General features: G+C 69.0%; 21 protein-coding genes and 1 pseudogene. 14 read left to right on the forward strand and 8 right to left on the reverse strand.

Annotation, left to right across the window (positions count from 1 at the left end):
* Positions 1-232 (reverse strand): annotated as a pseudogene (locus QAR72_RS11520) (hypothetical protein); the annotation flags it as partial.
* A gap of 64 nt (positions 233-296) precedes the next feature.
* Between QAR72_RS11520 and infC the strand changes: the two are divergent.
* From infC to QAR72_RS11540, 4 genes are all read left to right on the forward strand, one after another.
* The gene (gene infC, locus QAR72_RS11525) at positions 297-1,004 is read left to right on the forward strand and encodes a translation initiation factor IF-3 (RefSeq protein ID WP_304617522.1); all 708 of its coding nucleotides are present in this window, start codon (positions 297-299) and stop codon (positions 1,002-1,004) included.
* 90 nt (positions 1,005-1,094) lie between these two features.
* Positions 1,095-1,580: a dUTP diphosphatase gene (gene dut / locus QAR72_RS11530; RefSeq protein WP_304617523.1), complete on the forward strand. Its 486-nt coding sequence runs from the start codon at positions 1,095-1,097 to the stop codon at positions 1,578-1,580.
* A 4-nt stretch (positions 1,581-1,584) separates the two neighbouring features.
* Positions 1,585-2,637: a HesA/MoeB/ThiF family protein gene (locus tag QAR72_RS11535; protein WP_304617524.1), complete on the forward strand. Its 1,053-nt coding sequence runs from the start codon at positions 1,585-1,587 to the stop codon at positions 2,635-2,637.
* Positions 2,638-2,666: 29 nt separating this feature from the next.
* Positions 2,667-4,703 carry a M3 family metallopeptidase gene (locus QAR72_RS11540; RefSeq protein ID WP_304617525.1) on the forward strand — a complete coding sequence of 679 codons (2,037 nt, stop codon included), beginning with the start codon at positions 2,667-2,669 and terminating at the stop codon, positions 4,701-4,703.
* 81 nt (positions 4,704-4,784) lie between these two features.
* Here QAR72_RS11540 and QAR72_RS11545 read toward each other — a convergent pair whose 3' ends face one another.
* Complete coding sequence (locus QAR72_RS11545) at positions 4,785-5,261, reverse strand: SH3 domain-containing protein (RefSeq protein ID WP_304617554.1); 477 nt, start codon at positions 5,259-5,261, stop codon at positions 4,785-4,787.
* 257 nt (positions 5,262-5,518) lie between these two features.
* Here QAR72_RS11545 and QAR72_RS11550 point away from each other — a divergent pair, with 257 nt between their 5' ends.
* Together QAR72_RS11550 and QAR72_RS11555 are read left to right on the forward strand one after the other, a co-directional pair.
* A complete protein-coding gene (locus tag QAR72_RS11550; protein ID WP_304617526.1) occupies positions 5,519-6,526 on the forward strand; it encodes a 2-hydroxyacid dehydrogenase in 1,008 nt (335 codons plus the stop codon).
* A gap of 1 nt (position 6,527) precedes the next feature.
* Positions 6,528-7,670 carry an MFS transporter gene (locus tag QAR72_RS11555; RefSeq protein WP_304617527.1) on the forward strand — a complete coding sequence of 381 codons (1,143 nt, stop codon included), beginning with the start codon at positions 6,528-6,530 and terminating at the stop codon, positions 7,668-7,670.
* Between the two features lie 24 nt (positions 7,671-7,694).
* Here the strand turns inward: QAR72_RS11555 and QAR72_RS11560 are convergent, their stop codons facing one another.
* Positions 7,695-8,300: a thiamine phosphate synthase gene (locus QAR72_RS11560; RefSeq protein WP_304617528.1), complete on the reverse strand. Its 606-nt coding sequence runs from the start codon at positions 8,298-8,300 to the stop codon at positions 7,695-7,697.
* 69 nt (positions 8,301-8,369) lie between these two features.
* Between QAR72_RS11560 and QAR72_RS11565 the strand changes: the two genes are divergently transcribed.
* The 3 genes from QAR72_RS11565 to QAR72_RS11575 are packed head-to-tail and all read left to right on the forward strand — an operon-like array spanning position 8,370 to position 11,749.
* A complete protein-coding gene (locus QAR72_RS11565) occupies positions 8,370-9,110 on the forward strand; it encodes an RNA methyltransferase (RefSeq protein ID WP_304617529.1) in 741 nt (246 codons plus the stop codon).
* A gap of 24 nt (positions 9,111-9,134) precedes the next feature.
* Positions 9,135-10,280, forward strand: a complete 1,146-nt coding sequence (gene ctaA / locus QAR72_RS11570; protein WP_304617530.1) for a heme A synthase — start codon at positions 9,135-9,137, stop codon at positions 10,278-10,280.
* Positions 10,277-11,749 (forward strand): carboxypeptidase M32, encoded by a 1,473-nt coding sequence (locus tag QAR72_RS11575; RefSeq protein WP_304617531.1) that lies wholly within the window; start codon positions 10,277-10,279, stop codon positions 11,747-11,749. The genes ctaA and QAR72_RS11575 overlap by 4 nt, the downstream gene beginning before the upstream one ends.
* Before the next feature lie 57 nt (positions 11,750-11,806).
* On the opposite strand, the gene preA is transcribed toward QAR72_RS11575, so the two are convergent.
* The 5 genes from preA to QAR72_RS11600 all read right to left on the reverse strand — a co-directional run bounded on the left by preA (position 11,807) and on the right by QAR72_RS11600 (position 16,963).
* Positions 11,807-13,105 (reverse strand): NAD-dependent dihydropyrimidine dehydrogenase subunit PreA, encoded by a 1,299-nt coding sequence (gene preA, locus QAR72_RS11580; RefSeq protein ID WP_304617532.1) that lies wholly within the window; start codon positions 13,103-13,105, stop codon positions 11,807-11,809.
* Between the two features lie 15 nt (positions 13,106-13,120).
* Positions 13,121-14,476 (reverse strand): NAD(P)-dependent oxidoreductase, encoded by a 1,356-nt coding sequence (locus QAR72_RS11585; RefSeq protein ID WP_304617533.1) that lies wholly within the window; start codon positions 14,474-14,476, stop codon positions 13,121-13,123.
* Between the two features lie 97 nt (positions 14,477-14,573).
* Positions 14,574-15,875, reverse strand: coding sequence for a sensor histidine kinase (locus tag QAR72_RS11590; protein WP_304617534.1), 1,302 nt, complete (start codon positions 15,873-15,875; stop codon positions 14,574-14,576).
* Positions 15,872-16,552, reverse strand: a complete 681-nt coding sequence (locus QAR72_RS11595; protein WP_304617535.1) for a response regulator transcription factor — start codon at positions 16,550-16,552, stop codon at positions 15,872-15,874. Before QAR72_RS11595 ends, QAR72_RS11590 begins: the two co-directional genes overlap by 4 nt.
* Positions 16,553-16,567: 15 nt before the next feature.
* Positions 16,568-16,963, reverse strand: coding sequence for a PepSY domain-containing protein (locus tag QAR72_RS11600; RefSeq protein ID WP_304617536.1), 396 nt, complete (start codon positions 16,961-16,963; stop codon positions 16,568-16,570).
* Positions 16,964-17,095: 132 nt separating this feature from the next.
* Between QAR72_RS11600 and QAR72_RS11605 the strand changes: the two genes are divergently transcribed.
* From QAR72_RS11605 to QAR72_RS11625, 5 genes are all read left to right on the forward strand, one after another.
* Complete coding sequence (locus QAR72_RS11605; protein WP_304617537.1) at positions 17,096-18,052, forward strand: hypothetical protein; 957 nt, start codon at positions 17,096-17,098, stop codon at positions 18,050-18,052.
* Positions 18,053-18,256: 204 nt separating this feature from the next.
* On the forward strand, positions 18,257-19,375 hold the full coding sequence (locus QAR72_RS11610) for an extracellular solute-binding protein (RefSeq protein WP_304617538.1): 1,119 nt from the start codon (positions 18,257-18,259) through the stop codon (positions 19,373-19,375).
* 61 nt (positions 19,376-19,436) lie between these two features.
* Positions 19,437-20,501 carry an ABC transporter ATP-binding protein gene (locus QAR72_RS11615; RefSeq protein WP_304617539.1) on the forward strand — a complete coding sequence of 355 codons (1,065 nt, stop codon included), beginning with the start codon at positions 19,437-19,439 and terminating at the stop codon, positions 20,499-20,501.
* The gene (locus tag QAR72_RS11620) at positions 20,494-21,375 is read left to right on the forward strand and encodes an ABC transporter permease (protein ID WP_304617540.1); all 882 of its coding nucleotides are present in this window, start codon (positions 20,494-20,496) and stop codon (positions 21,373-21,375) included. The genes QAR72_RS11615 and QAR72_RS11620 overlap by 8 nt, the downstream gene beginning before the upstream one ends.
* Positions 21,372-22,175, forward strand: coding sequence for an ABC transporter permease (locus QAR72_RS11625; RefSeq protein ID WP_304617541.1), 804 nt, complete (start codon positions 21,372-21,374; stop codon positions 22,173-22,175). The genes QAR72_RS11620 and QAR72_RS11625 overlap by 4 nt, the downstream gene beginning before the upstream one ends.
* Positions 22,176-22,222: the final 47 nt, after the last annotated feature.

The following is a 22,222-nucleotide window of genomic DNA, read 5'->3' on the forward strand; positions in this document are numbered from 1 at the left end:
CGGCCGCGGCATCGGCGGCCTCGTCGTTGCGGGCGGCCTCGGCGGCGGCCTCGGCGGCCTGACGCGCGGTGTCGTCGGCGATCTGCGCGGCCTCGCCGGCGGGCGTGGCGGGGGCATCGGTCGCGGCGGTGGCGGCCGGTGCGGCGGGCGGTTCGGGCGCGTCCGGTCGATCCTGCATCCAGAACCACAACCCGCCGCCCGCGATCACCAACAGCGCCAGAATCGGCAACATCCTCTTCATCGCAAATCCCCGTCTTGGCGCGCATCCGGCCCATCGGGCGCGTCCACCGACCTCTATGGCACAGGCGCCGCACGCGCGAAAGCGTCACGGGGCGGGGGCATGGGGCGCTTTCACGCGTCATGCCTGCGTTTTGGGCGCCCGCTCGCATCAAATTCGGTTGAATTGGACCCGTTCGGGCCTTAACTTCGTTGCACTTTCGATTGGCAGCACAAGGAGCAACGCCATAGCCCGCCGTCCGCATAATGCACCGCCCACCCGTGATACCGGCCCCCGCACCAATGAACGCATCAGGGTGGCCGAAATCCGCCTCATCGGACCCGACGGAGAGAATGTCGGCGTCGTCCCCCCTTCGGTGGGACTTCAGATGGCACAAGAGGCCGGGCTGGACCTCGTGGAAATCTCGCCGAACGCGACCCCTCCGGTCTGCAAGGTCATGGACCTCGGCAAATACAAGTATGAACAGCAGAAGCGCGAGGCCGAAGCGCGCAAGAAGCAGAAGGTGATCGAGGTCAAGGAAATCAAGTTCCGCCCCGGCACCGACACGCATGACTACGACGTCAAGATGCGCAGCGTCCTCAAGTTCCTGGAGGGCGGCGACAAGGTGAAGGTCACGCTGCGCTTCCGGGGCCGCGAGATGGCGCACCAGGATCTGGGCCTCGAATTGCTGAACCGCGTGCGCGACGATGTCGGCGAGGCGGGCAAGATCGAATCCATGCCCAAGCTCGAAGGGCGGCAGATGGTGATGATGATCGCCCCGCGCTGAGCGGCTGCGACATAAGGACTTTTGGGCCGCGCAGGCATTGCCGCGCGGCCTTTGCATGACAGAATGACGGCCTGACAGGGGGAAGACCCGATGACCCAAGCGCCCTTCACCGCCCCGACGATCCGTGTCCAGCGCCTCGAGGGGCACGACCCCGCGCTGCCTCTGCCGCGCTATGCGACGCCGGGCGCGGCGGGGGCCGATCTCTGCGCCAACTTCCTCGAGGATCGCCGCGCCGAGGGGCTGGTCCTTCTGCCCGGCCAGCGCGCGCTGGTCCCGACCGGGCTGGCGCTGGAAATCCCCGAAGGATGGGAGGTGCAGATCCGCGCGCGGTCCGGCCTCGCGCTGAAGCACGGCATCGCGCTGCCGAATGCGCCCGGCACGATCGACAGCGATTATCGCGGCCCGCTCGGTGTCATCCTGGTCAATCTGGGCGAGGCGCCGTTTGCCGTGGCCCATGGCGACCGGATCGCGCAGATGGTCGTCGCGCCCGCGCCGCAGGCCCGCTTTGCCGAAGCTGCCGACCTGACCGAGACGGCGCGCGGGCAGGGCGGGTTCGGCTCGACCGGCCGGGGCTAGAGCCATGCTGGCGCTGTGGGTCGCGGCGATGTGGCTGTTCTTCGCGCGCATCACGCGGCTGCCGCGCCGGGTGATGTGGGGGCCGCTGCTGGGGCTCTGGGCGCTGCTGGTGGCACTGCACCTGCTGGCCCCTGCCAGCCGCGCGGCCGAGTTGATGGGCGGCAACGCGGCGGGCTGGCTGGTTCTGGGCGGTTTCGCGGCGCTGGTCATCGGCTATCGTCGGCTCCTGGGCCGCCTGCGCGCCCGCAGCGCCCCGCCGCCCCAGCCCGCGCCCCGCGACGATGCCCTGTCCGAGGCCGAACTGGACCGCTATTCCCGCCACATCGTCCTGCCCGAGATCGGCGGGCCGGGCCAGATGCGCCTGCGCCGGGCGCGGGTGCTGGTCGTGGGCGCAGGCGGGCTTGGCGCGCCGGTCTGCCTCTACCTGGCGGCGGCGGGAGTCGGGCGGATCACGCTGGTCGATGACGATGTGGTCAGCCGCTCGAACCTGCAGCGGCAGGTGATCTATCGCGACGATCTGCGCGGCGAGCCCAAGGCCTATGCCGCCGCGCAGGCGATGATGGCGCTGAACCCGCATGTTGATGTGACGCCCCTGATCCGCCGGATCGGTGCAGGCGATGCGGATTTCGTGGCAGGCCACGATCTGGTGATCGACGGCACCGACAGCCATGCCTCGCGCGCGGGCATCAACGCGGCCTGCGTCGCTGCGGGCGTGCCGCTTCTGTCCGGCGCCATCGCCCGGTGGGAGGGGCAGGTGACGCTGTTCGACCCGGCGCGCGGCGCGCCCTGCATGGCCTGCCTGTTCCCCGACGCCCCCGCCGCGCAGATGCCCTGCGCCGAGGCGGGCGTGATCGGCGCGCTGCCCGGCGTGATCGGCAGCATGATGGCGCTCGAGGCGATCAAGCACCTGACCGGGGCGGGGCAGGGGCTGGCGGGGCGGCTGGTCCTCTACGACGGGCTGCATGCCGAGACGCGGGTGATCGGCTGCGCCCGCAATCCGGATTGTGCGGTCTGCGGGGCGGGTGCGGCTCTGGCGCAGGCGGGCGGGGCGTCCTAGTCTCGGTCCGACCGACAGGAGGCCGCCCGATGCAAACGACCACCAATCCCGAACTGACCCGCTGGACCGGCCCCGAAGGGCTGCCCCGCTTCGACCTGATCTCGGACGAGGATTTCGCCCCGGCCTTTGACCGAGAGCTGGCCGCCGCGCTGGCGCAGGTCGAGGCGATCGCCGCGAATCCCGCTCCGGCCGATTTCGCCAATACCGTCGCCGCGATGGAAACCGCCGATGAAGGGCTGAACCGGATGCTGGCGATCTTCTACACGCTGGCCGCCGTCGATTCGAACCCCGCCCGGCAGGCGCTGCAACGCGACTTCGCGCCCAGACTGGCCGATTACGGCAGCCGCGTCAGCATGGACCCGCGCCTTCATGCCCGCGTCAAGGCCGTGGCCGAGGACGCCGATGCCCTGCCGCCCGAGGATGCCCGGCTGGTGCGGCTGATGCTGCGCGATCTGGACCGGGCCGGTGCGGGCCTGTCGGATGCGGCGCGCGCCCGCATGGCCGAGATCCGCGCCCGCCTTGCCGTCCTGACGACGCAATTCACCCAGAACGTCCTGACGGATGAGCGCGATTATGTCCTGCCCATCCCCGACGACCGGCTGGACGGCCTGCCCGACTGGCTGCTGACCGCGATGCGTGCCGCCGCGGCCGAAAGGGGGATGACGGGGCAGGTGGTCACGCTGAACCGCTCGTTGATCGTGCCCTTCCTCGAGCACGCCGACGACCGGACCCTGCGCGAGACCGCCTTCCGGGCCTGGACCCTGCGCGGATCGGGGCAGGGTGCGGGGGGCGAGACCAGCGACAACCTGCCCCTGGTGGCCGAGATCCTGGCCTTGCGCCATGAACGCGCGCAGCTTCTGGGGCACGAGGATTTCGCCTCGTGGAAGCTGGAGACCGAGATGGCGGGCAGCGCCGATCGGGTCGAGGAGTTGCTGCGCGCCGTCTGGGCCCCGGCCGAGGCCCGCGCCCGCGCCGATGGCGAGCGCCTGACCGCCATGCTGCGTGCGGACGGCGTGAACGAGGCCTTGGCCCCGTGGGACTGGCGCTACTATGCCGAACGGCTGCGCGCCAGCGATCACGATTTCGATGCGGGCGCGGTCAAGCCCTATCTGACGCTGAACGCCATGCTGGGCGCCGTCTTCGATGTGGCCCACCGTCTGTTCGGGCTGACCTTCCAGCCGGTCGAGGCGGCGCTCTGGGCACCCGAGGTGCGGGCCTGGCGCGTGATGCGCGGCGACAGGCTGATGGCGATCTTCGTCGGCGATTTCTTTGCGCGGCCCGCGAAACGGTCGGGGGCTTGGTGTTCGGCGCTGCAGATGCAGCACAAGATGGGCGCGGGGCAGCGCGCCATCGTCGTCAATGTCTGCAACTTCACCCCGCCCCAGGCGCCCGGCGCGCCGGCCTTCCTGTCCTGGGACGATGCGCGCACGCTGTTTCACGAATTCGGCCATGCGACCCATCACATCCTGTCGGATGTCGCTTGGCCCTCGATCTCGGGCACCTCGGTCGCGCAGGATTTCGTCGAATTGCCCAGCCAGCTCTACGAGCACTGGCTTGAACAGGCGGCGGTTCTGGACGCTCATGCCTGCCACCATGCGACCGGCGCGCCGATGCCCGCCGATCTGCGCGACAAGCTGTTGGCGGCGGGCCGGGCCGATGCCGGTTTCGCCACGGTCGAGTATCTGGAAAGCGCGCTGGTCGATCTGGCCTTCCATCGCGGCGCGCCGCCCGCCGATGCGATGGCGCGTCAGGCCGAGGTTCTGGCAGGTCTTGGCGCGCCCGCCGCGATCCCCATGCGCCATGCCACGCCGCATTTCGCCCATGTCTTCGCGGGCGACAGCTATGCGGCGGGCTATTACAGCTACATGTGGTCCGAGGTGATGGATGCCGATGCCTTCGCGGCCTTCGAGGAAACGGGCGACATCTTCGACCCCGTCACCGCGCGCCGGCTGGAAGAGACGATCCTGTCGCGCGGTGGTTCGGCGCCGGCGGACGAGCTTTGGCTGGCTTTCCGGGGGCGGATGCCCGGTGTCGAGCCCCTGCTGAAAGGGCGCGGGCTGATCTGAGGCCCGCGGCTGCGGCGGAAAGCGGCCGGGGCGCGGTTCCCGCCGCGTTCCGCCCGCCGGTGCCACGGAAAGGCCCAGGTGTCAGTCGCGGGTTTCACCCGGATCGACGCCCCAGATCGCGGCCTTGGGCACCCAGCCGCGCTGGCCGCCTCCCGAGACGCGGCACCATTCGGGATTGCATTCGCCCAGGCGCAGGATCGCGCGCGCCTCGGCTCTTGCCACCACGTCGGCATTCGAATTGGGGCGGGTGCGCAATTCCAGCATGTCCTCGGTCACCAGCACGGTACGGACGCCCGACAGCAGCGCGTAATGCACCCAGCCGCCCGCTCCATCGCTGTCCTCGACCCGGCGCCAATGCCCGAACTCCGCCGTCACGCGCAGCGGCATCCCGGCATGGCGAAAGACCCAGTCGATCCGGTGCGACAGGCTGGGGCCGCGTCTGGCATTGCCCTCGTTCCCCTTGAGGCTGACATAGCGGGGCAGGGGCAGGTTCGTGACCGGCCCGCGCTGGATCTGATCGCCCTCGGACTGGGTGCGGATCAGCGGCGCGCTGTCCATCGGGACCGGAGCGCGGACCGGAGCGGCGGCCAGCGGTGCGGCAAGGATCAGCATGGCCACGCAGGCGCCAAGCCAGCTTGCCCCGAAACGCTGGCCGGGTTTCTCGATCCGTGCTGTCATCCGTCCGCTTCCGTTCCTGCCCGGGCCTCTGCGCCCTGTTCGCGGGGTCTTGTGTCCGTCCCCTGTCGCGGGCAGTTTGCCAAAAGCGGCCCCTCATGGAAAGGGCGCCGCCGACACGGTTGCGAGAAAATGAGGTGATGATGCCGTTGCGCGCACCCCTGACCGGGTCGCGGCCCAGGGTGGCCGTGACGCGTCATCTGCCCGAGCCGGTGGAACGGCGCATGGGCGAATTGTTCGACTGCGTGCTGAACCCCGACGATCGTCGGCTGTCGCGTGACGAACTGGTCGCGCGGATGCGCGATTGCGACGTGCTGGTGCCGACCGTCACCGACCGGATCGACGCCGCCATGCTGGCCGAGGCCGGTGACAGGTTGCGGCTGATCGCGAATTTCGGGTCGGGCATGGATCACGTCGATGTGCTGGCCGCGCGTGAGCTGGGCATCGTCGCCACGAACACGCCCGGCGTCGCCACCGAGGACACGGCCGACATGGCGCTGGCGCTGATCCTGGCCGTGACGCGCCGCATCCCCGAGGGTCTGGCCGAGATGCAGGGCGGCAACTGGAACGGCTGGTCGCCGACCGCGCTACTGGGCGGGCGGCTGAAGGGCCGCGCACTTGGCATTCTGGGAATGGGGCGCATCGGCCAGGCCGTCGCGCGCCGGGCCAATGCCTTCGGGATGGAGGTCCATTACCACAACCGCCGCCGTCTGCGCCCCGAGATCGAGACGTCGCTCAACGCGACATGGTGGGACAGTTTCGACCGGATGCTGGGTCGGGTGGACATCGTCAGCGTGAACGTGCCGCACACGCCCTCGACCTATCATCTGCTGAATGCGAGGCGGCTGAAGCTGCTCAAGCCCTCGGCCGTGGTGGTCAACACCTCGCGCGGCGAGGTGATCGACGAGAACGCCCTGACCCGGATGCTGCGCGCCGGCGAGATCGCGGGGGCGGGCCTCGACGTCTTCGAGCGCGGGCACGAGATCAACCCGCGCCTGCGCGCCCTGCCCAATGTCGTGCTGCTGCCGCATATGGGCAGCGCCACGATCGAGGGCCGGATCGAGATGGGCGAGCGCGTCATCGTGAACATCCGCAGCATGGCCGACGGGCAGACGCCGCCCGATGTCGTCCTGCCGACCATGGTGTGACATGGACCCCTATCGCATTGCCGTTTCGGCCCTGTTCTTCATCAACGGGCTTCTGGTGGGAAGCTGGGCGCCCAAGATCCCGGCGCTGATGGCGCGGCTTGGCATCACCGAGGCCGTGGCCGGCATTCTGGTCTTGATGCTGGGGGCCGGCTCGCTGTGCCTGATGCCTGTCTTCGGCGCGATGGTCGCGCGGCGCGGATCGGCGCGGGCCGTGCGGATCGCCGCATGGGGCGTCGCGCCCGCGCTGATCTGGATTTCGGTCGCGCCCGACCTGTGGGCGGTCGGCGCCGCCGTGGCGCTGTTCGGCGGGCTGATCGGCGGGATGGATGTGGCGATGAACGCCAATGCCGTCGCGGTCGAGCGGGCGCGGGGCCGGGCGATCATGTCCTCCTGCCACGGTTTCTGGAGCCTTGGCGCCTTTGCCGGGGCGGGGGCGGGCGGCATGGCGATCCAGCGTTTCGGAGAGATCCCCCATGCCATCGCCGTGTCGGTCCTCTTCGCGCTGGTCCTGCTGGTGGTCCGGCGCCGGATCATCGAGGACGGCCCCGAGCCGGGCGCCGCGCGCCCGCCGCTGCGGCTGCCGCGCACGCCCTTGCCCTATCTGATCGGGGTGATGGCCCTGATGGCGATGATCCCCGAGGGCGCGATCCTCGACTGGGCGGCCGTCTACATGCAGCGCGAACTGGGCGCTTCGCTGGCTGTGGCGGGCTGGGGCTTTGCGGCCTGCGCGGCGACCATGGCCGCGATGCGCTTTCTGGGCGACCTGATCCGGCGCAGGCTGGGCGCGGTCAGGACGCTGCGCTTCAGCACGCTGGCCGCGATGGCGGGGCTGGCCATGGCCGGTCTGGCGGGCTCGGCGCCCTGGGCCATCGCGGGCTTTGCGCTGGCGGGGATCGGGATTGCCAACATGGTGCCCATCGCGTTTTCGGCGGCGGGCAACGTGCCGGGCCTGGCGGCGGGGATCGGCCTGTCGGTCGTCACGATGATGGGCTATTCGGGCATCCTGGTCGCGCCCGGCGCCATCGGCTTTCTGGCCGAGAGCGTCAGCTTCTCGGCCATCTATCTGGGCCTTGCCGTGCTGCTGACGATCCCGCTGGCGCTGTCGCATCTGGCCGCCACGGCCGATTTCGACCAGTCGGGATGAGCATTCGGCGCGGTTGGGTCGCCCTCAGCCGCCCCAGAGCGCGGTCAGCGCCAAAAGCGGGTCGGGTTCGGACCAGATCTCGGCGCCGATGGCCACGAAATCGGTGACGGGCGACAGGTCCGCCAGCAATTCGCGGGTGATGGCGCCTTCGGCCACGACCGGGATCTCGATCATTTCGGACCACCACTGGAACAGCTCCAGCCCCGCCGGTTCGCCGCGATAGAGCGCCGAGGCGCCGACCGGACCGAAGCTGACGTAATCGGCCCCATGCTCGCCCGCATTCATCCCCTCGTGGCGCGAGGCGCCGCAGAAGGCGCCGACGATGGCATCCTCGCCCAGTTCCTTGCGGGCATAACGCACGCTGCGGGCGCCGTCGGTCAGATGCACCCCGTCCAGCCCGTGCCGCTGCGCCAGCTTGATGTGGTCGTCGATCACCACGGCCACGTCGCGGGCATGGGCGATTTCCCGCGCCAGATCGGCCAGGCGGCCCAGCTCGTCCTCTTCGGCGCCGGCGCGGATGCGCAGGCAGGCGGCGGGAAAGCGGTCCATCACCTCGGCCAGAAGCGGCCCGAGCGCCGAGGCCTGGGCACCGGCGGGGGTCATCAGATAAAGCTGCGGGGCATCACTCATGCGCGCGTCTCCTTTATGTCGCAGATAGCGCAGCTTGCCGCCCGCCGCCAGACGCACTATTGCGCGGGCATGCAGACTGATCGTCACCCCGTCATGATCCTTGTCCGCCCCCAGATGGGCGAGAATATCGGCGCGGCCGCCCGCGCGATGCTGAATTTCGGCCTGACCGAGATGCGCCTGGTCGAGCCGCGCGACGGCTGGCCGAACCCCAAGGCCGTCGCCATGGCCTCGGGCGCGGCGGGGCGGGTGCTGGATCAGGCCAAGGTCTATCCGACGCTGGCGGCCGCGATGGAGGGCATCGAATATGCCTATGCCACGACCGCGCGCGGGCGCGAGTTGACCAAGCCTGTCCTGAACCCCGAGGACGCGATGGCCGAGACCCGCGCACGGGCCGGTCGCAGCGCGATCATCTTCGGCCCCGAACGGACCGGGCTGGAAAATGACGACATTGCGCGCGCCAATGCCATCGTGACCGTGCCGGTGAACCCCGATTTCCCGTCGATCAACCTGGCGCAGGCCGTGCTGCTGATGGGCTACGAATACGGGCGCGAGATCCTGCCTCCCGAGCCCGCCCCCCATGCCGGCCGCGAGGATGCCGAGGCGATGGCCGACCGGCTGGAGATCGAGCGTCTGGGGGACCATTACGAAGAGCGCCTGACCGAGGCCGGGTTCTTCTTTCCCGAAACCAAGTCGGCCTCGATGCGGTTGAACCTGCGCAACATGTGGTCGCGCTTGGCCCTGACGCGCGGCGATGTGCGCATCCTTCACGGCATCCTGCGCCAGTTGACCCGCCGTCCCGGCGGCCAGTAACCTCCGCCCGAAAGGAGCCAAGCGATGGCCAAGCGCCCTGTCTTTCAGGAAGTCTCGGACCCGGCGGCTTCCCGCCCCGCCACGACCACCGGCATGATCGACGCAAGGCCCCGCGGCGCGCGGCGCGCGATCCGCGCTTGGCTCTGCGTGCTGTTCCTGCTGGTCCTTGCGATGATCGTGATCGGCGGGGCCACGCGGCTGACCGGGTCGGGCCTGTCGATCACCGTCTGGGCGCCCGTGACCGGCGCCATCCCGCCCCTGAACGCCGCCGACTGGCAGCGCGAATTCGACCTCTACCGCCAGATCCCGCAATATCAGGAACTGAACCGCGGCATGTCGCTGTCGGAATTCCAATTCATCTATTGGTGGGAATGGGGGCACCGGCAACTGGGCCGGGTGGTCGGGCTGGTCTGGGGGCTGGGCTTCCTGTTCTTCTGGGCGACATCGCGCATTCCGGCGGGCTGGACGCCGCGCCTTCTGGGTCTGGGCGCGCTTGGCGGTCTGCAGGGCGCGATCGGCTGGTGGATGGTCAGTTCCGGCCTGAACGAGGGGATGCTGCGCGTCGCCTCTTACCGGCTGGCGACGCATCTGGGCATCGCCTTCCTGATCCTGGGCCTGATCACCTGGTATGTGCTGCAGCTCTCGCGGACCGAGGCCGAATTGCTGCGCGCCCGTCGCGCGGGCGATGCGCGGCTCTTCGGCATCTCGACAGGGCTTTTGCACCTGACCTTCGTGCAGATCATCCTTGGCGCACTGGTTGCGGGGATCGATGCGGGGCGCATGTATACCGGCTGGCCCACGATGGGCGGCGAATGGATCCCCGAGGCGATCTGGGACCCCACGCTCGGCTGGCGCAATTTCTTCGAGAACCCGGCGCTGGTCCAGTTCATCCACCGCATGACCGGCTACCTGCTGGCGATCTTTGCGGTCGTGGTCTGGCTCAAGGCGCGCCGCTCGCCCCATCCGGTGACGCGCGGGGCCTTCAGCGTGATGATCGTCGCCATGGCGGTACAGATCGGGCTGGGCATCCTGAACGTGATCCATGCCTCGCCGCTGCATCTGGCGCTGACGCATCAATTCGGCGCGGTCGTCCTGTTCGCCGCGATCCTGCGGGCGCGCCACCATGCGCGCTATCCTTTTGAAACCTCGATCCGGGGGGCACGGACATGAGCGCACTCGACCATCTGATGGCCTTTCAGCGCCAGACCGAGGCGCTGTCCTCGGTGGCCGAACGGCTGGGCTGGGACCAGGAGACGGTGATGCCGCGCGGCGCCGTCGAGCAGCGGGCCGAGGAGATGGCGGCGATGGAATCGGTGCTGCATGAACGCCGCACCGATCCGCGCATCGGCGAATGGCTGGATGCCGCCAGCCCCCGCACCGAGGCCGAGACCCGCGCGCTGGAGTTGATCGGCCGCGATTTCCGCCGCAGCAGCCGCATCCCGGCGCGTCTGGCCGAGGAACTGGCGCGCACGACCTCGCTGGCGCAGGGCATCTGGGCCGAGGCCCGCGCCAAGGACGCGCCGCAGGACTTCCTCCCGACGCTGGACAACGTGCTGATGCTGAAGCGCGAAGAGGCCGCGGCCCTGGCCGAGGGCGGCGATCTCTATGACGCGCTGCTGGACGATTACGAACCGGGCATGACCGGCGCGGCCATTGCCAGCCTGTTCGACGCGATGCGCCCGCGCCTTGTCGCGCTGCGCGACGCGGTGCTGGGCGCGGACCGTCAGCCGCAGCCCCTGACCGGGCACTTTCCGCAGGAAACCCAGCTTCGCCTGGCCCGCGCCTGCGCGACCGCCTTCGGTTACGACTGGGCGCGCGGCCGGATCGATCTTGCCGTCCATCCCTTCAGCTCGGGCCGGTGGCAGGACAGCCGCATCACCACGCGGGTGGTCGAGACCGACCCCTTCAACTGCCTCTATTCGACCATCCACGAGGTCGGCCATTCCAGCTATGAGCTGGGGATCGACCCCGATCACGCCTTCACGCCTCTCGGGCGGGGCGTGTCCATGGGCGTCCACGAAAGCCAGAGCCGCATCTACGAAAACCAGATGGGCCGGGGCCGCGCCTTCACCGGCTGGCTGTTCGCGCGCATGTCGGACGCCTTCGGCGGGCTGAACATCGCTGATGCGGATGCCTTCTACGCGACCGTGAACCGCGTCACCCCCGGCTTCATCCGGACCGAGGCCGACGAGGTCCAATACAACCTGCACATCATGATGCGCTTCGATCTGGAGCGCGACCTGATCGCGGGCCGCCTGGATGTGCGCGACCTGCCGGAGGCCTGGAACGCCCGCTTCCTGGCCGATTTCGGCGTGGCGGTGGACCGCCCGGCCAATGGGGTCCTGCAGGATGTCCACTGGGCCGTGGGCCTTTTCGGCTATTTCCCGACCTATGCGCTTGGCAATGTCTATGCCGGCTGCCTGAACGAGGCGCTGCGCGCCGCCGTTCCCGATCTGGACGCCTCGCTGGCGCGCGGCGACGCGACGCCGGGCACGGAATGGCTGCGCGAGAACCTGCAACGCCATGGCGGCCTGATGGAGCCCGCGCGCCTGATCGAACAGGCCTCGGGCAGCGGGATCAGCCCCGAGCCGCTGCTGACGTATCTCGAACAGAAATTCGGCCGCATCTACGGCCTTTGACACGGGCAAAGCGCGGGGGCCGGGGGCGTGAAATTCCCCGGCCGCCGCATGTCGAACTCACTCGGCTGCGCGGGCCATCGGGTTGTTCGGATGGGTCGTCCAGTTCGCGTATTCGCCGCGCGGGATGCCGGTGCGCTTGTCGATCTCGCCGATGTCCAGCTCGCGCATGGTGATGCAGTTCTCGACCGGGCAGACATCGACGCAGAGGTTGCAGGCGACGCATTCCTCCTCGATCACCTCGAAGACGCGGCCGGGCTTCATCGCGATGGCCTGGTGGCTGGTATCCTCGCAGGCGGCATAGCAGCGACCGCAGCTGATGCAGGCATCCTGGTCGATCACCGCCTTGGTGACGTAGTTCAGGTTCAGGTCCTGCCAATCGCGCACGTTCGGGACCGCGCGGCCGACCAGATCGGACAGTTCCATCCCGTGCCGGTCCAGATAATCCGACAGGCCCGAGATCATCTCCTGCACGACCTTGAAGCCATAGGTCATCGCCGCCGTGCAGACCTGCACATTGCCCGCGCCAAGCGCCATGAATTCGGCCGCGTCGCGCCAGGTGGTGACGCCGCCGATGCCGCTGATGGGCAGACCGCGCGTCTCGGCGGACCGTGCGATCTCGGCCACCATGTTCAGCGCGATGGGCTTGACCGCCGGACCGCAATAGCCGCCATGGCTGCCCTTGCCGTCGATGGTGGGCTGGGGCGCAAACAGGTCCAGATCGACCGAGGTGATCGAGTTGATCGTGTTGATCAGGCTGACCGCATCCGCGCCGCCGCGTTTCGCCGCCTCGGCGGGTTTCCTGACATCGGTGATGTTCGGCGTCAGCTTCACGATGCAGGGCATGCGCGAATGCTTCTTCACCCAACGCGTGACCATCTCGATATATTCGGGCACCTGGCCCACGGCCGAGCCCATGCCGCGTTCGGCCATGCCGTGGGGGCAGCCGAAATTCAGCTCGACCCCGTCGGCTGCGGTATCCTCGATCCGGTGAAGGATGTCGCGCCAGCTGTCCTCGTCACAGGGCACCATCAGCGAGATGATCAGCGCCCGGTCGGGATAGTCGCGCTTGACCGACTTGATCTCGCGCAGGTTCACCTCCAGCGGGCGGTCGGTGATCAGCTCGATGTTGTTGATGCCCAGGACGCGCCGGTCGGCGCCGTGGATCACGCCGTAGCGGGGCCCGTTCACGTTGACGACAGGCGGCCCCTCCGAGCCGAGCGTCTTCCAGACGACGCCGCCCCAGCCCGCCTCATAGGCGCGGCGGACGTTGTATTCCTTGTCCGTGGGCGGGGCCGAGGCCAGCCAGAACGGGTTCGGTGACTTGATGCCGATGAAATTGCTGCGCAGATCTGCCATTGGTCCGCCCTTTCCTTACGCTGCGCTGTCGATGGCGCGCCCGGCCAGACGGGCGTCGATGTCTTCGGCCGCGTCGCGGCCCTCGGCCACGGCGGTCACGGTCAGGTCGTCTCCGCCAAGCGCGCAATCGCCCCCTGCCCAGACGCCCGGGATCGAGGTTCGGCCCGGCCCTTCGACGGCGATCTTGCCGCCCTCCAGCGCCAGACCCTCGGGCGCGCCGTCGAGGCGCTGGCCGATGGCGCGGAACACCTGGTCGGCCCGCAGCCGGAAGCGCTGCTCGGTGAGGACAAGGCCCGAGGGACCGTCCTCGGTATAGGCGAACTCGATCTCGGTCACGGCGCCATTGCCGTGGACGGCGACCGGGGCGGCGTTGCAGATGATCCGCACGCCGCTGGCGGTGGCATGATCCTGTTCGTGGCGGCTGGCCGACATGCGGTCCTGCCCCCGGCGATAGACGATTGTGACATTCTCGGCCCCCAGCAGGCGGGCCTGCACGGCGGCGTCCACGGCGGTCATGCCGCCGCCGATCACCACCACGTCGCGCCCCACCGGCAGGGTGGTCAGGTCGCGGCTCTGCCGCAGGTCGCGGATGAAGCTGACCGCGTCCAGGACGTGCTGGCGATCCTCGCCCTCGGCGCGCAGGGCGTTCACGCCGCCCAGACCCATCCCCAGGAACACCGCGTCATATTCGGCGCGCAGAGCGTCCAGCGTCAACGTGTCGCCAAGGCGCTGGCCGTGGCGGATCTCGATCCCGCCGATCTTCAGCAGCCAGTCGACCTCAGCCTGGGCGAAATCATCGACCGCCTTGTAGCTGGCGATGCCGTATTCGTTCAGCCCGCCCGGCTTCTCGCGCGCCTCGAAGATCACCACGTCATGGCCCTTCATCGCCAGACGATGCGCGCAGGCCAGGCCCGCAGGCCCGGCCCCGACCACCGCCACGCGGCGGCCCGTCGCAGCGGCGCGGGTGAAGGGATGCACGCCCTTGGCCATCAGCCCGTCGGTCGCATAGCGCTGCAGGGCGCCGATCTGGACGGGCTTGCCCTCGGCGGTCTCGCGCACGCAGGCGCCCTCGCAGAGGTTCTCGGTCGGGCAGACGCGGGCGCACATGCCGCCAAGGATATTGGCGTCAAGGATCGTCCGCGCCGCCGCATCCGGCGTGCCTGTGGCGATCTGGCGGATGAACAGCGGACTGTCGATCGAGGTGGGGCAGGCCGTGATGCAGGGCGCATCATGGCAGAAATAGCAGCGGTCGGCGGCGACTTGCGCCTCGTGGCGGTCCAAGGGTGGCGCGACATCGCGGAAATTTGCGGCCAGCGCATCGGGCGTCAGCCGCCCCGGCACGACGCCGGGCGACAATCTTGCTTGGGACATTTGCGTCTCCTGGCTTCCCTGTTGATGGAATCAGGCTGACACAGGTCCGATTTTTTATCAAATGGTAAAATAATCGCGGCGCGGCTTTGCGGAAATTTCAGGCAGGCAGGTCCAGTGTCGCGGACAGCCCTCCCCATTCGCTGCGCCCCAGCTCCAACGAGCCGCCGTGCAACGCAGCCAGATCGGCCACAATGGCCAGGCCCAGACCCGCGCCGGGCGGGCCCTGTTCATCCAGCCGCGCGCCCCGCACCAGGGCGCGGGGCGCGCGGTCGGGCGCCATGCCCGGCCCGTCATCCTCGATCCGCAGCCGCAGGCGTCTACCCGCGCGCTCGGCCCGGATGGCGATGCGCGAGGCGCCCCATTTCACCGCGTTCTCGGCCAGATTGCCGATCATCTCCTCCAGATCCTGGCGCTCGCCGGCAAAGGCCAGATCGGGGGGGCAGGTCACGGCGGCGGTCATGCCCTTGTCGGCCATGGGCCAGCGCAGCACCAGCAGGATGTCGTCGATCACCGGGGCGACGGGGCTGCGCTGGCCCAGCAGGCCGGGTCCCGCCTGACGGGCGCGGCGCAGATGCCATCCGATCAGCCGGTCCATCCGCGCGACCAGCGCCTGTCCCGGGTGATCCTGGGGCAGTTCATTCGACAGTGCGGCCAAGGGCGTTTTCAGCGAATGGGCCAGATTGCCCAGATGCTGACGCGAGCGCGCCAGAAGCCCGGTATTCTGGTCGAGCGCGGCGTTGATCTCGGCGGCGAGGTGGCGCAATTCGCTGACATCGGGCAGGGCCAGCCGGTCGGCGCGGCCCGCGCGCACCCCCGTCAGATCGTCGCGCAGCCGGTCCATGCTGCGCAGACCCGCCGTCACCTGCACCAGCGTGGCGATCACGAGCCCCAGCCAAAGCGCGACCAGCGCCAGCGCCAGAGGGCGGATGATCTGGACAAGACTGGCGCGGATTTCCGAAAAGGGGGCGGTCACGGTCACGGTGATCGCGGCATCGCTGTCGGGAATGCCGACGCTGCGGCGCATCACGCGCAGCGCCGCGCCATCCGCGCCGGTGCCGCGCGCGCCGGTCGCCTCGTCGGCGGGGCCGTCGAGCCGCCCGTCCAGCAGCGAGGCCGAGCGCGCCACCGCCACGCCATCGGCATCGACCTGCCAGTACCAGCCCGAGAGCGGCAGCGAGAAGCGCGGATCCCAAGGCGTGCCGGCCAGGATGATGCGACCCGCTGCGTCGGCCTCGATCCGGGCGGTCAGGGCATCGGCTGCGGCGGCGGCCTCGGCGTCGAAGCGGTCGGTGACGAAATCGCGCAGCAGATGGGCGATCATCACGAAGGCCGCCAGCAGCGCCGCCGTCAGCCAGACCGCGCCCAGAACCAGCAGCCGCCCCCGGATTGATCGGATCATGCGCGGCCCGTCCGGGCGGGGTCGGCATGCAGCACATAACCCTCGCCGCGGCGCGTCTCGATCACGCCGTCGCCGATCTTGCGGCGCAGGCGCCCGATCACGACCTCGATCGATTTGAAGTCGCGGTCGGAATCGGCCTCATAGAGGTGGTCCGACAATTCCGTCCTGCTGACGATGCGGTTCTGGTGGTGGATCAGATAGGTCAGGATGCGCGCCTCGAACGGTGTCAGGCGCAGCGCCAATCCGTCGCGCGTGATCACGCCAAGCTGCGTGTCCAGGACCAGCGCCCCCGCCCGGATGACCGGCCGGGCATGGCCCGCCGCGCGCCGGATCAGGGTCTGGGCCCGCAGCACCACCTCGTCCAGGCGGAACGGCTTGACCGCGTAATCATCGGCGCCGGCGCGGAAGCCCGCGACCTTATCGGTCCAGTCGCCCCGAGCGGTCAGGATCAGCACGGGCATCTCGATGCCCTGATCGCGCCAGCGGGTCAGCACCTCCAGCCCCGAAAGCCCGGGCAGCCCCAGATCGAGGATCGCCACGTCATAGCTTTCGGTGGCGCCCAGAAACTCGCCCTCGGTGCCGTTGGCGGCGTGGTCGGTCACGAAGCCCGCCGCTGCCATCGCCTCGGCCAGCTGGGCAGAGAGGGTCGGGTCATCCTCGACGATCAGGGCGCGCATCGGGTGGTCCTTTGTTCACGGGCTGGACGGCACGGGGCGGCGGGCCTGCATCTGCCCGCGACCCAGCACGTCGAGGAACCTGCCGTCGCGCGCATCCATGCGGATGTCCAGCGCCATTCGTCCCGCCGTCAGCAGCCGGAAGTGATAGACCAGATCGGCACCAAGCGCACGTTCCTCGGGCGTGGGCGGCACGGTCCGCGCCGCGATCAGCCTGCCGTCATAGCGCGCGGCCACGCGGGCTGCGGCCTCGTGCAGCGGCATCGGGCGGAAGGCGTCGGTCCAGGCATCCGCCTCGGCGGCGGGGGGCCAGATCTCGCCATCCCGCATGTCGGGCCAGGCCTCCTGCGCCGCAGGGGGCGGCGCCGGAAGCAGCAGGACCGTCAGCAGCAGGGGCAGAATCGGGCGGAGCATGTTCCCATCATCACCGATTGCGGGGAAACGAAAACCCAATGGTGCGTTGGTCTGCCGTTCGGCAGCCTGTCGCTAGACCGGTGCTGTCAGGGGCCGGACCGATTCGACCCCGTGCTGCAAAGGACAACTGGAATGACGATCAAATCCTTCGCCTTGGCCACCGCGATGGCCGCCCTTGTCGCCGCCGGCCCGGCGCTGTCGCAGGACCTGCCGCCGCTGCTGCAGGGTCTTGATCTGGGCGGGCTGAGCGTCGAGACCCGGCGCGACGGCCTGCGCGAATACGAGGGCCGCCTGCCCGACGGAACCGAGATCGAGGCGCGTTTTGACCTGGCGGGCAACCTGGTCAAGCTGGAGGCTGATGACGGCGCCTTGCCCGACGCCCTGATCCAGGCCGCGCTGCCCGAGGCGGTGCGCGCCCATCCGGCCCTCGCTCAGCTGGCCCGCATCACCGAGATCGAGACCGATTCTCGGTCTCTGGAAATCGAGGGCTATGATGCGGAAGGCGTCGAGATGAAGCTGCGCTTTGACCGCGCGGACCGCCTGATCGGCGCCGAGATCAAGCGCGGCGCCCTGCCGCAGGCGCTGGTGGACGAGATCCTGCCGCCTGCCATCCGCAATTCCGAGGTCTACGGCAATTTCGCTAGCATTGCCGGCATCCGGGCGGAGGGCGACCGCTTCGGCCTGAGGGGCCGCGACGGGTCGGGCGCGCGGATGGGGGCGCAGATGGATGCCTCGGGCGCCGTCCTGCGCTTTCGCGGCGATGACGATGACGACGGCCCGCGCGCCCGGATGCATGAGCGGATGAAAGAGCGGATGCAGGACCGCGACGAGGCGCGCGGCCCCGATCGCTGGCGCGGCGACGGCGACCGTCCCGGCCATGCGCGCGGCCCGATGGGGCGCGGGGCACCCGATCTGTCGATCGATACGGTCGCCATCAACCAGCGCCTGACCGAGGCTGGCTATGGCGGCTTCGGCCTGCTGCATCAACGGGGTCCGCGCCTGTCGCTTCAGGCGACCAATCCCGATGGCGAGCCGGTCACGCTGGAACTGGACCCGGCGGGCGAGATCCTGCGCGAGACCGCGCGCTGATTGCAGCCGCGCCGCAAGCACAACCGGGGGCCGCGTTTTCGCGGCCCTTTCGCTTTTGCGCGACAGATCAGCGAATTGCGGGCTTTCCGAAAAGGGATTGTCGGGCTAGCATCCCGCCTGACCGGCTGCGGAATGCACCGTCACGCAAGTGTCGCGGGGCGGCGCTAGACAGCGGGACTGACCACAGACAGGAGGGTTCTTTCCATGAATCGCATGAATCGTCGCAGCCTTTTGCGCGGTGCCGCCGCGACCGCCGGTGTCACCCTGGCCTCGCCCTATCTGGCACGGCGCGCCATGGCGCAGGGCGCGGGCACGGTGAATATCTTCGCTTGGGCCGGCTATCTGAACGACGAGATCCTCGGCGCCTTCACCGAGGCCACGGGCATCGCCACGAACTACACCCCCTATGGCACGAATGACGAGCTGCTGAACCAGCTTCGTGCGAATAACGGCGCGGGCTTCGATCTGATCTGGCCGACCGTGGACCGCGTGCCGAACTATGTCGAATTCGGTCTGGTCCAGCCCATCGACGAATCGCGCATCGAGGTGGACCGTGTCCTGCCGAGCGCGTGGGAGAACTCGGTCAATCTGGGCGCCGTCGTGAACGGCTCGCGCTATCAGGTGCCGACCGACTGGGGCACCGAGGCCCTGGCCTTCGACCGCGAGCAGAACCCGCTGGAATACGGCACGGCCTCCTATGGCGATCTCTGGGCCGAGGGCGCGCAGGCGACCGTGCGCGGCCATTCCTCGCTGGTGGGCCTGGGCCTCTGGCTGGAAGCCGAGGGCCGTCTGCCGCGCCCGCTGCTGGACGCCTTCACCTCGCCCGAGGCGCAGGTCGAGATCTTCGACGTGATCCTGGCCGAGGCGATCGCCCGCAAATCCGCCATCGTTCAGTTCTGGTCGAACGAGAACGAGGCTCAAGGCGCCTTCCGCGTCAATGGCGCCACGATCGGCCAGACCTGGGACAGCAGCGCCGCCGGCCTTGCGCGCGAGGGGCTGCCCATCGGCTTCATCGCGCCCCGCGAAGGCGCGCTGGCCTGGATGGAGGGTCTGTCGATCCCCTCGGGCGCCGAGAACCTGGATGCGGCCTATGCCTTCATCAACTGGTTCCTGACGCCGGAAGCGGGCGCGATGTATACCAACGCGACCTCGATCAACTCGACCGCGGTGGGTTCTGACCAGCTGATCTCGGACGAGGCCAAGGCGTTCTTCGCCGCCGCCTATCCGGGCGATGCGCTTGAAAAGCTGTGGTGGTGGCCGATTCAGGAAAGCTGGTATATCACCAAGCGCAACGAATATCAGGACCGCTTCCTGTCGGCCTGATCCCTGACAGCAAACACGACCGGGGCGGCGCAGGCCGCCCCCTTCACATGCAGGAGAGCCCATGTCCCATTCGGTCGAGCTTGCCCAGATCGGCATGACCTTCGGCACGACCCGCGCGGTCAGTGATGTCAGCTTCAAGGTGGAACAGGGCGAGTTCTTCTCGATCCTCGGGCCTTCGGGCTGCGGCAAGACGACGATCCTGCGCATGATCGCGGGCTTCATCGAGCCGACCGAGGGCCGCGTGCTGATCGGCGGGCGCGACATGAAGGGTCTGGGCCCCAACCAGCGTCCGACCGCGATGATCTTCCAGTCCCTGGCGCTCTTTCCGCTGATGCCGGTCTGGGAAAACATCGCCTTTGGCCTCGAGGCGCGCGGCGTCGGCAAGGCCGAGCGCCGGCGCAAGGCCGACGAGCTTCTGCGCCTGATCGCGCTGGAAGGCTATGGCGACCGGATGCCGGGCGAATTGTCGGGCGGCCAGCGCCAGCGCGTCGCCATCGCCCGCGCGCTTGCAGTCGAGCCGGGCGTCCTGCTGCTGGACGAGCCCCTGTCCGCGCTGGACCTCAAGCTGCGCCAGCACATGCGGGCCGAGTTGCGCGCGCTGCAGAAACGCACCGGCGTCACCTTCATCTACATCACGCATGACCAGTCCGAGGCGTTGGCCATGTCCGACCGCGTGGCCGTGATGTCGGCGGGCCTGCTGCAACAGGTCGCCACCCCGCGCGAGCTTTACGACAATCCCGCCACCGCCTTTGTCGCCCGCTTCGTGGGCGAGACGAACGCGATTTCTGGCCGCATCTCGGATGTGCAGGACGGGCGCGCGCGGATTGACACGGCGCTTGGCATCCTGTCGGGCCGGGCGGGGCAGGGCGCCCGCGCGGGCCAGCAGGGCACGATCTATATCCGTCCCGAGGCGCTGATGCCGGGCGATCCGGTCAATGCGCTGGACGCCCGGATCGAGCGCGTGGATTTCGAGGGCGCCTTTGCCCTGGTCCACGGGCGTTTCGCCGATGGCGCGGCGCTTGCGGCCTCGGTCCCCTCGACCCGGCTTGCCGACGCACCCGCACCGGGCGCCGAGACGCGTTTTGGCTTTGCCCCCGAACATGCGGTGGTGCTGGGCGATGCGTGATCTCTACGGCCGCTTCGGTCCCTGGCTTTCGACCGTCTTCCTATCGCTGGTCTTCATCTGGCTGGCGGGCATGGTTCTGGCGCCGAACCTGATGATGATCGACTATGCGCTGCGCCCGAACCTGCCGCCCGCCGCGATCGGTGGGCCGGATGACGGCTATTCGCTGAACAACATCCTCTATCTGGCGGGCGAGGCGACGCATCGCGCGATCTTCCTCAAGACGATCTGGGCCAGCGCGCTTGTGGCGCTGGTGACGTTTCTCGTCTGCTACCCGATCGCCTTCTGGATGGCGCAGCGGGCGACGACCGGGCAGCTCTCGGTCGCGCTGCTGCTGATCATCATCCCGTTCTTCATCAATGAGGTCCTGCGGACGCTGGCCTGGTTCATCATTCTGGCCTATCGCGGGCCGCTGAACGCGGTGCTGACCAATCTGGGGCTGATCGACGCGCCGATCCGCTGGCAGGGCGATGGGGGCGTGCTGGCGGCGATGGTCTACGCCTATATCCTGTTCATGCTGCTGCCGATCTACAACGCCATCGAATCGCTGGAGAAAGCGCAGATCGAGGCCGCGCGTGATCTGGGCGCCTCGCCCTGGCGCATCCATACCCGCGTGGTGATCCCCCATGCCAAGGCGGGGATCGCCACGGGCTTCGTCTTCACCTTCATGCTGGCGGCGGGCAGCTATGTCGCGCCCGCTTTGCTGGGCAGTCCCGGCAGCCGATGGTTCACCGAGATCATCTACAACTGGTTCTTCGAGGGCGGCGACTGGAACCGCGGCGCCGCCTATGCGCTGGTGCTGCTTGTGCTCTGCCTTGCCGTCGTTCTGATCACGCTGCGGATCGCGCGCGTCAATCTGGCGGATGTGGCGAAATGAGCGTGGCGGACCGGATCTTCAGGGGGCTCTTCGTCCTCTATCTCGCGGCCTTTGCGCTCTATCTCTTCGCGCCGCTGATCATCATGGGTGCGGCGGCCTTCAACGAAAGCCGCTTTCCGACCGTGATCCCGTGGCAGGGCACCACGACCGACTGGTTCGGGGCGATGTGGGCTGACCGGGCGATGTGGCAATCGCTGTGGACCTCGGTTCTGGTGGCGCTCTGCGTGGTTGTCGTGGTGGTCCCCGTGGGCACGGCGGCGGCGCTGGTGTTGACCTCGCTTCACGCTCGGGCGCGCAGCTTCGCCTATGCGGTCATGGTCTCGCCCCTGCTGACGCCGGGCGTCGTCATCGGCATCTCGACGCTGATCCTGTGGCGCCAGCTTGGCGTGGGCGGAGGCGTGTTCCTGATCGTGCTGGCGCAATCGACCTTTATCATCTGCTACGTCATGCTGATGGTGATGGCGCGGCTGCAACGCTTTGACCGCACGCAGGAAGAGGCCGCGCTTGGCCTTGGCGCCTCGCGCGGGATGGTGTTCCGGCGCGTTACGCTGCCTTTCCTCAAGCCCGCGCTGCTGGCTTCGGGCGGTCTGGCGGTGCTGCAATCGATCGAGAATTACAACACGACGCTGTTCGTGCGCGGGTTCGAGACGCCGCTGACCGTTTTCATCGCCACCAAGGTCCGCACCGGCCTGACGCCCGCCGTGAACGCGCTGGCGCTGGTCATCATCGTGGCGACCGTGCTGGGCGCCATCGCCTACGAGATCGCGCGCCGCCGTCAGGCGGCCCGTCCGCGCGGCTGAAAGCTTGCCCGGCGGCGCGTGGCGCGCAATCATGGCGCAGGGATGGC

The sequence above is a fragment of the Paracoccus sp. (in: a-proteobacteria) genome, assembly GCF_030604785.1.
GTDB lineage: Bacteria > Pseudomonadota > Alphaproteobacteria > Rhodobacterales > Rhodobacteraceae > Paracoccus.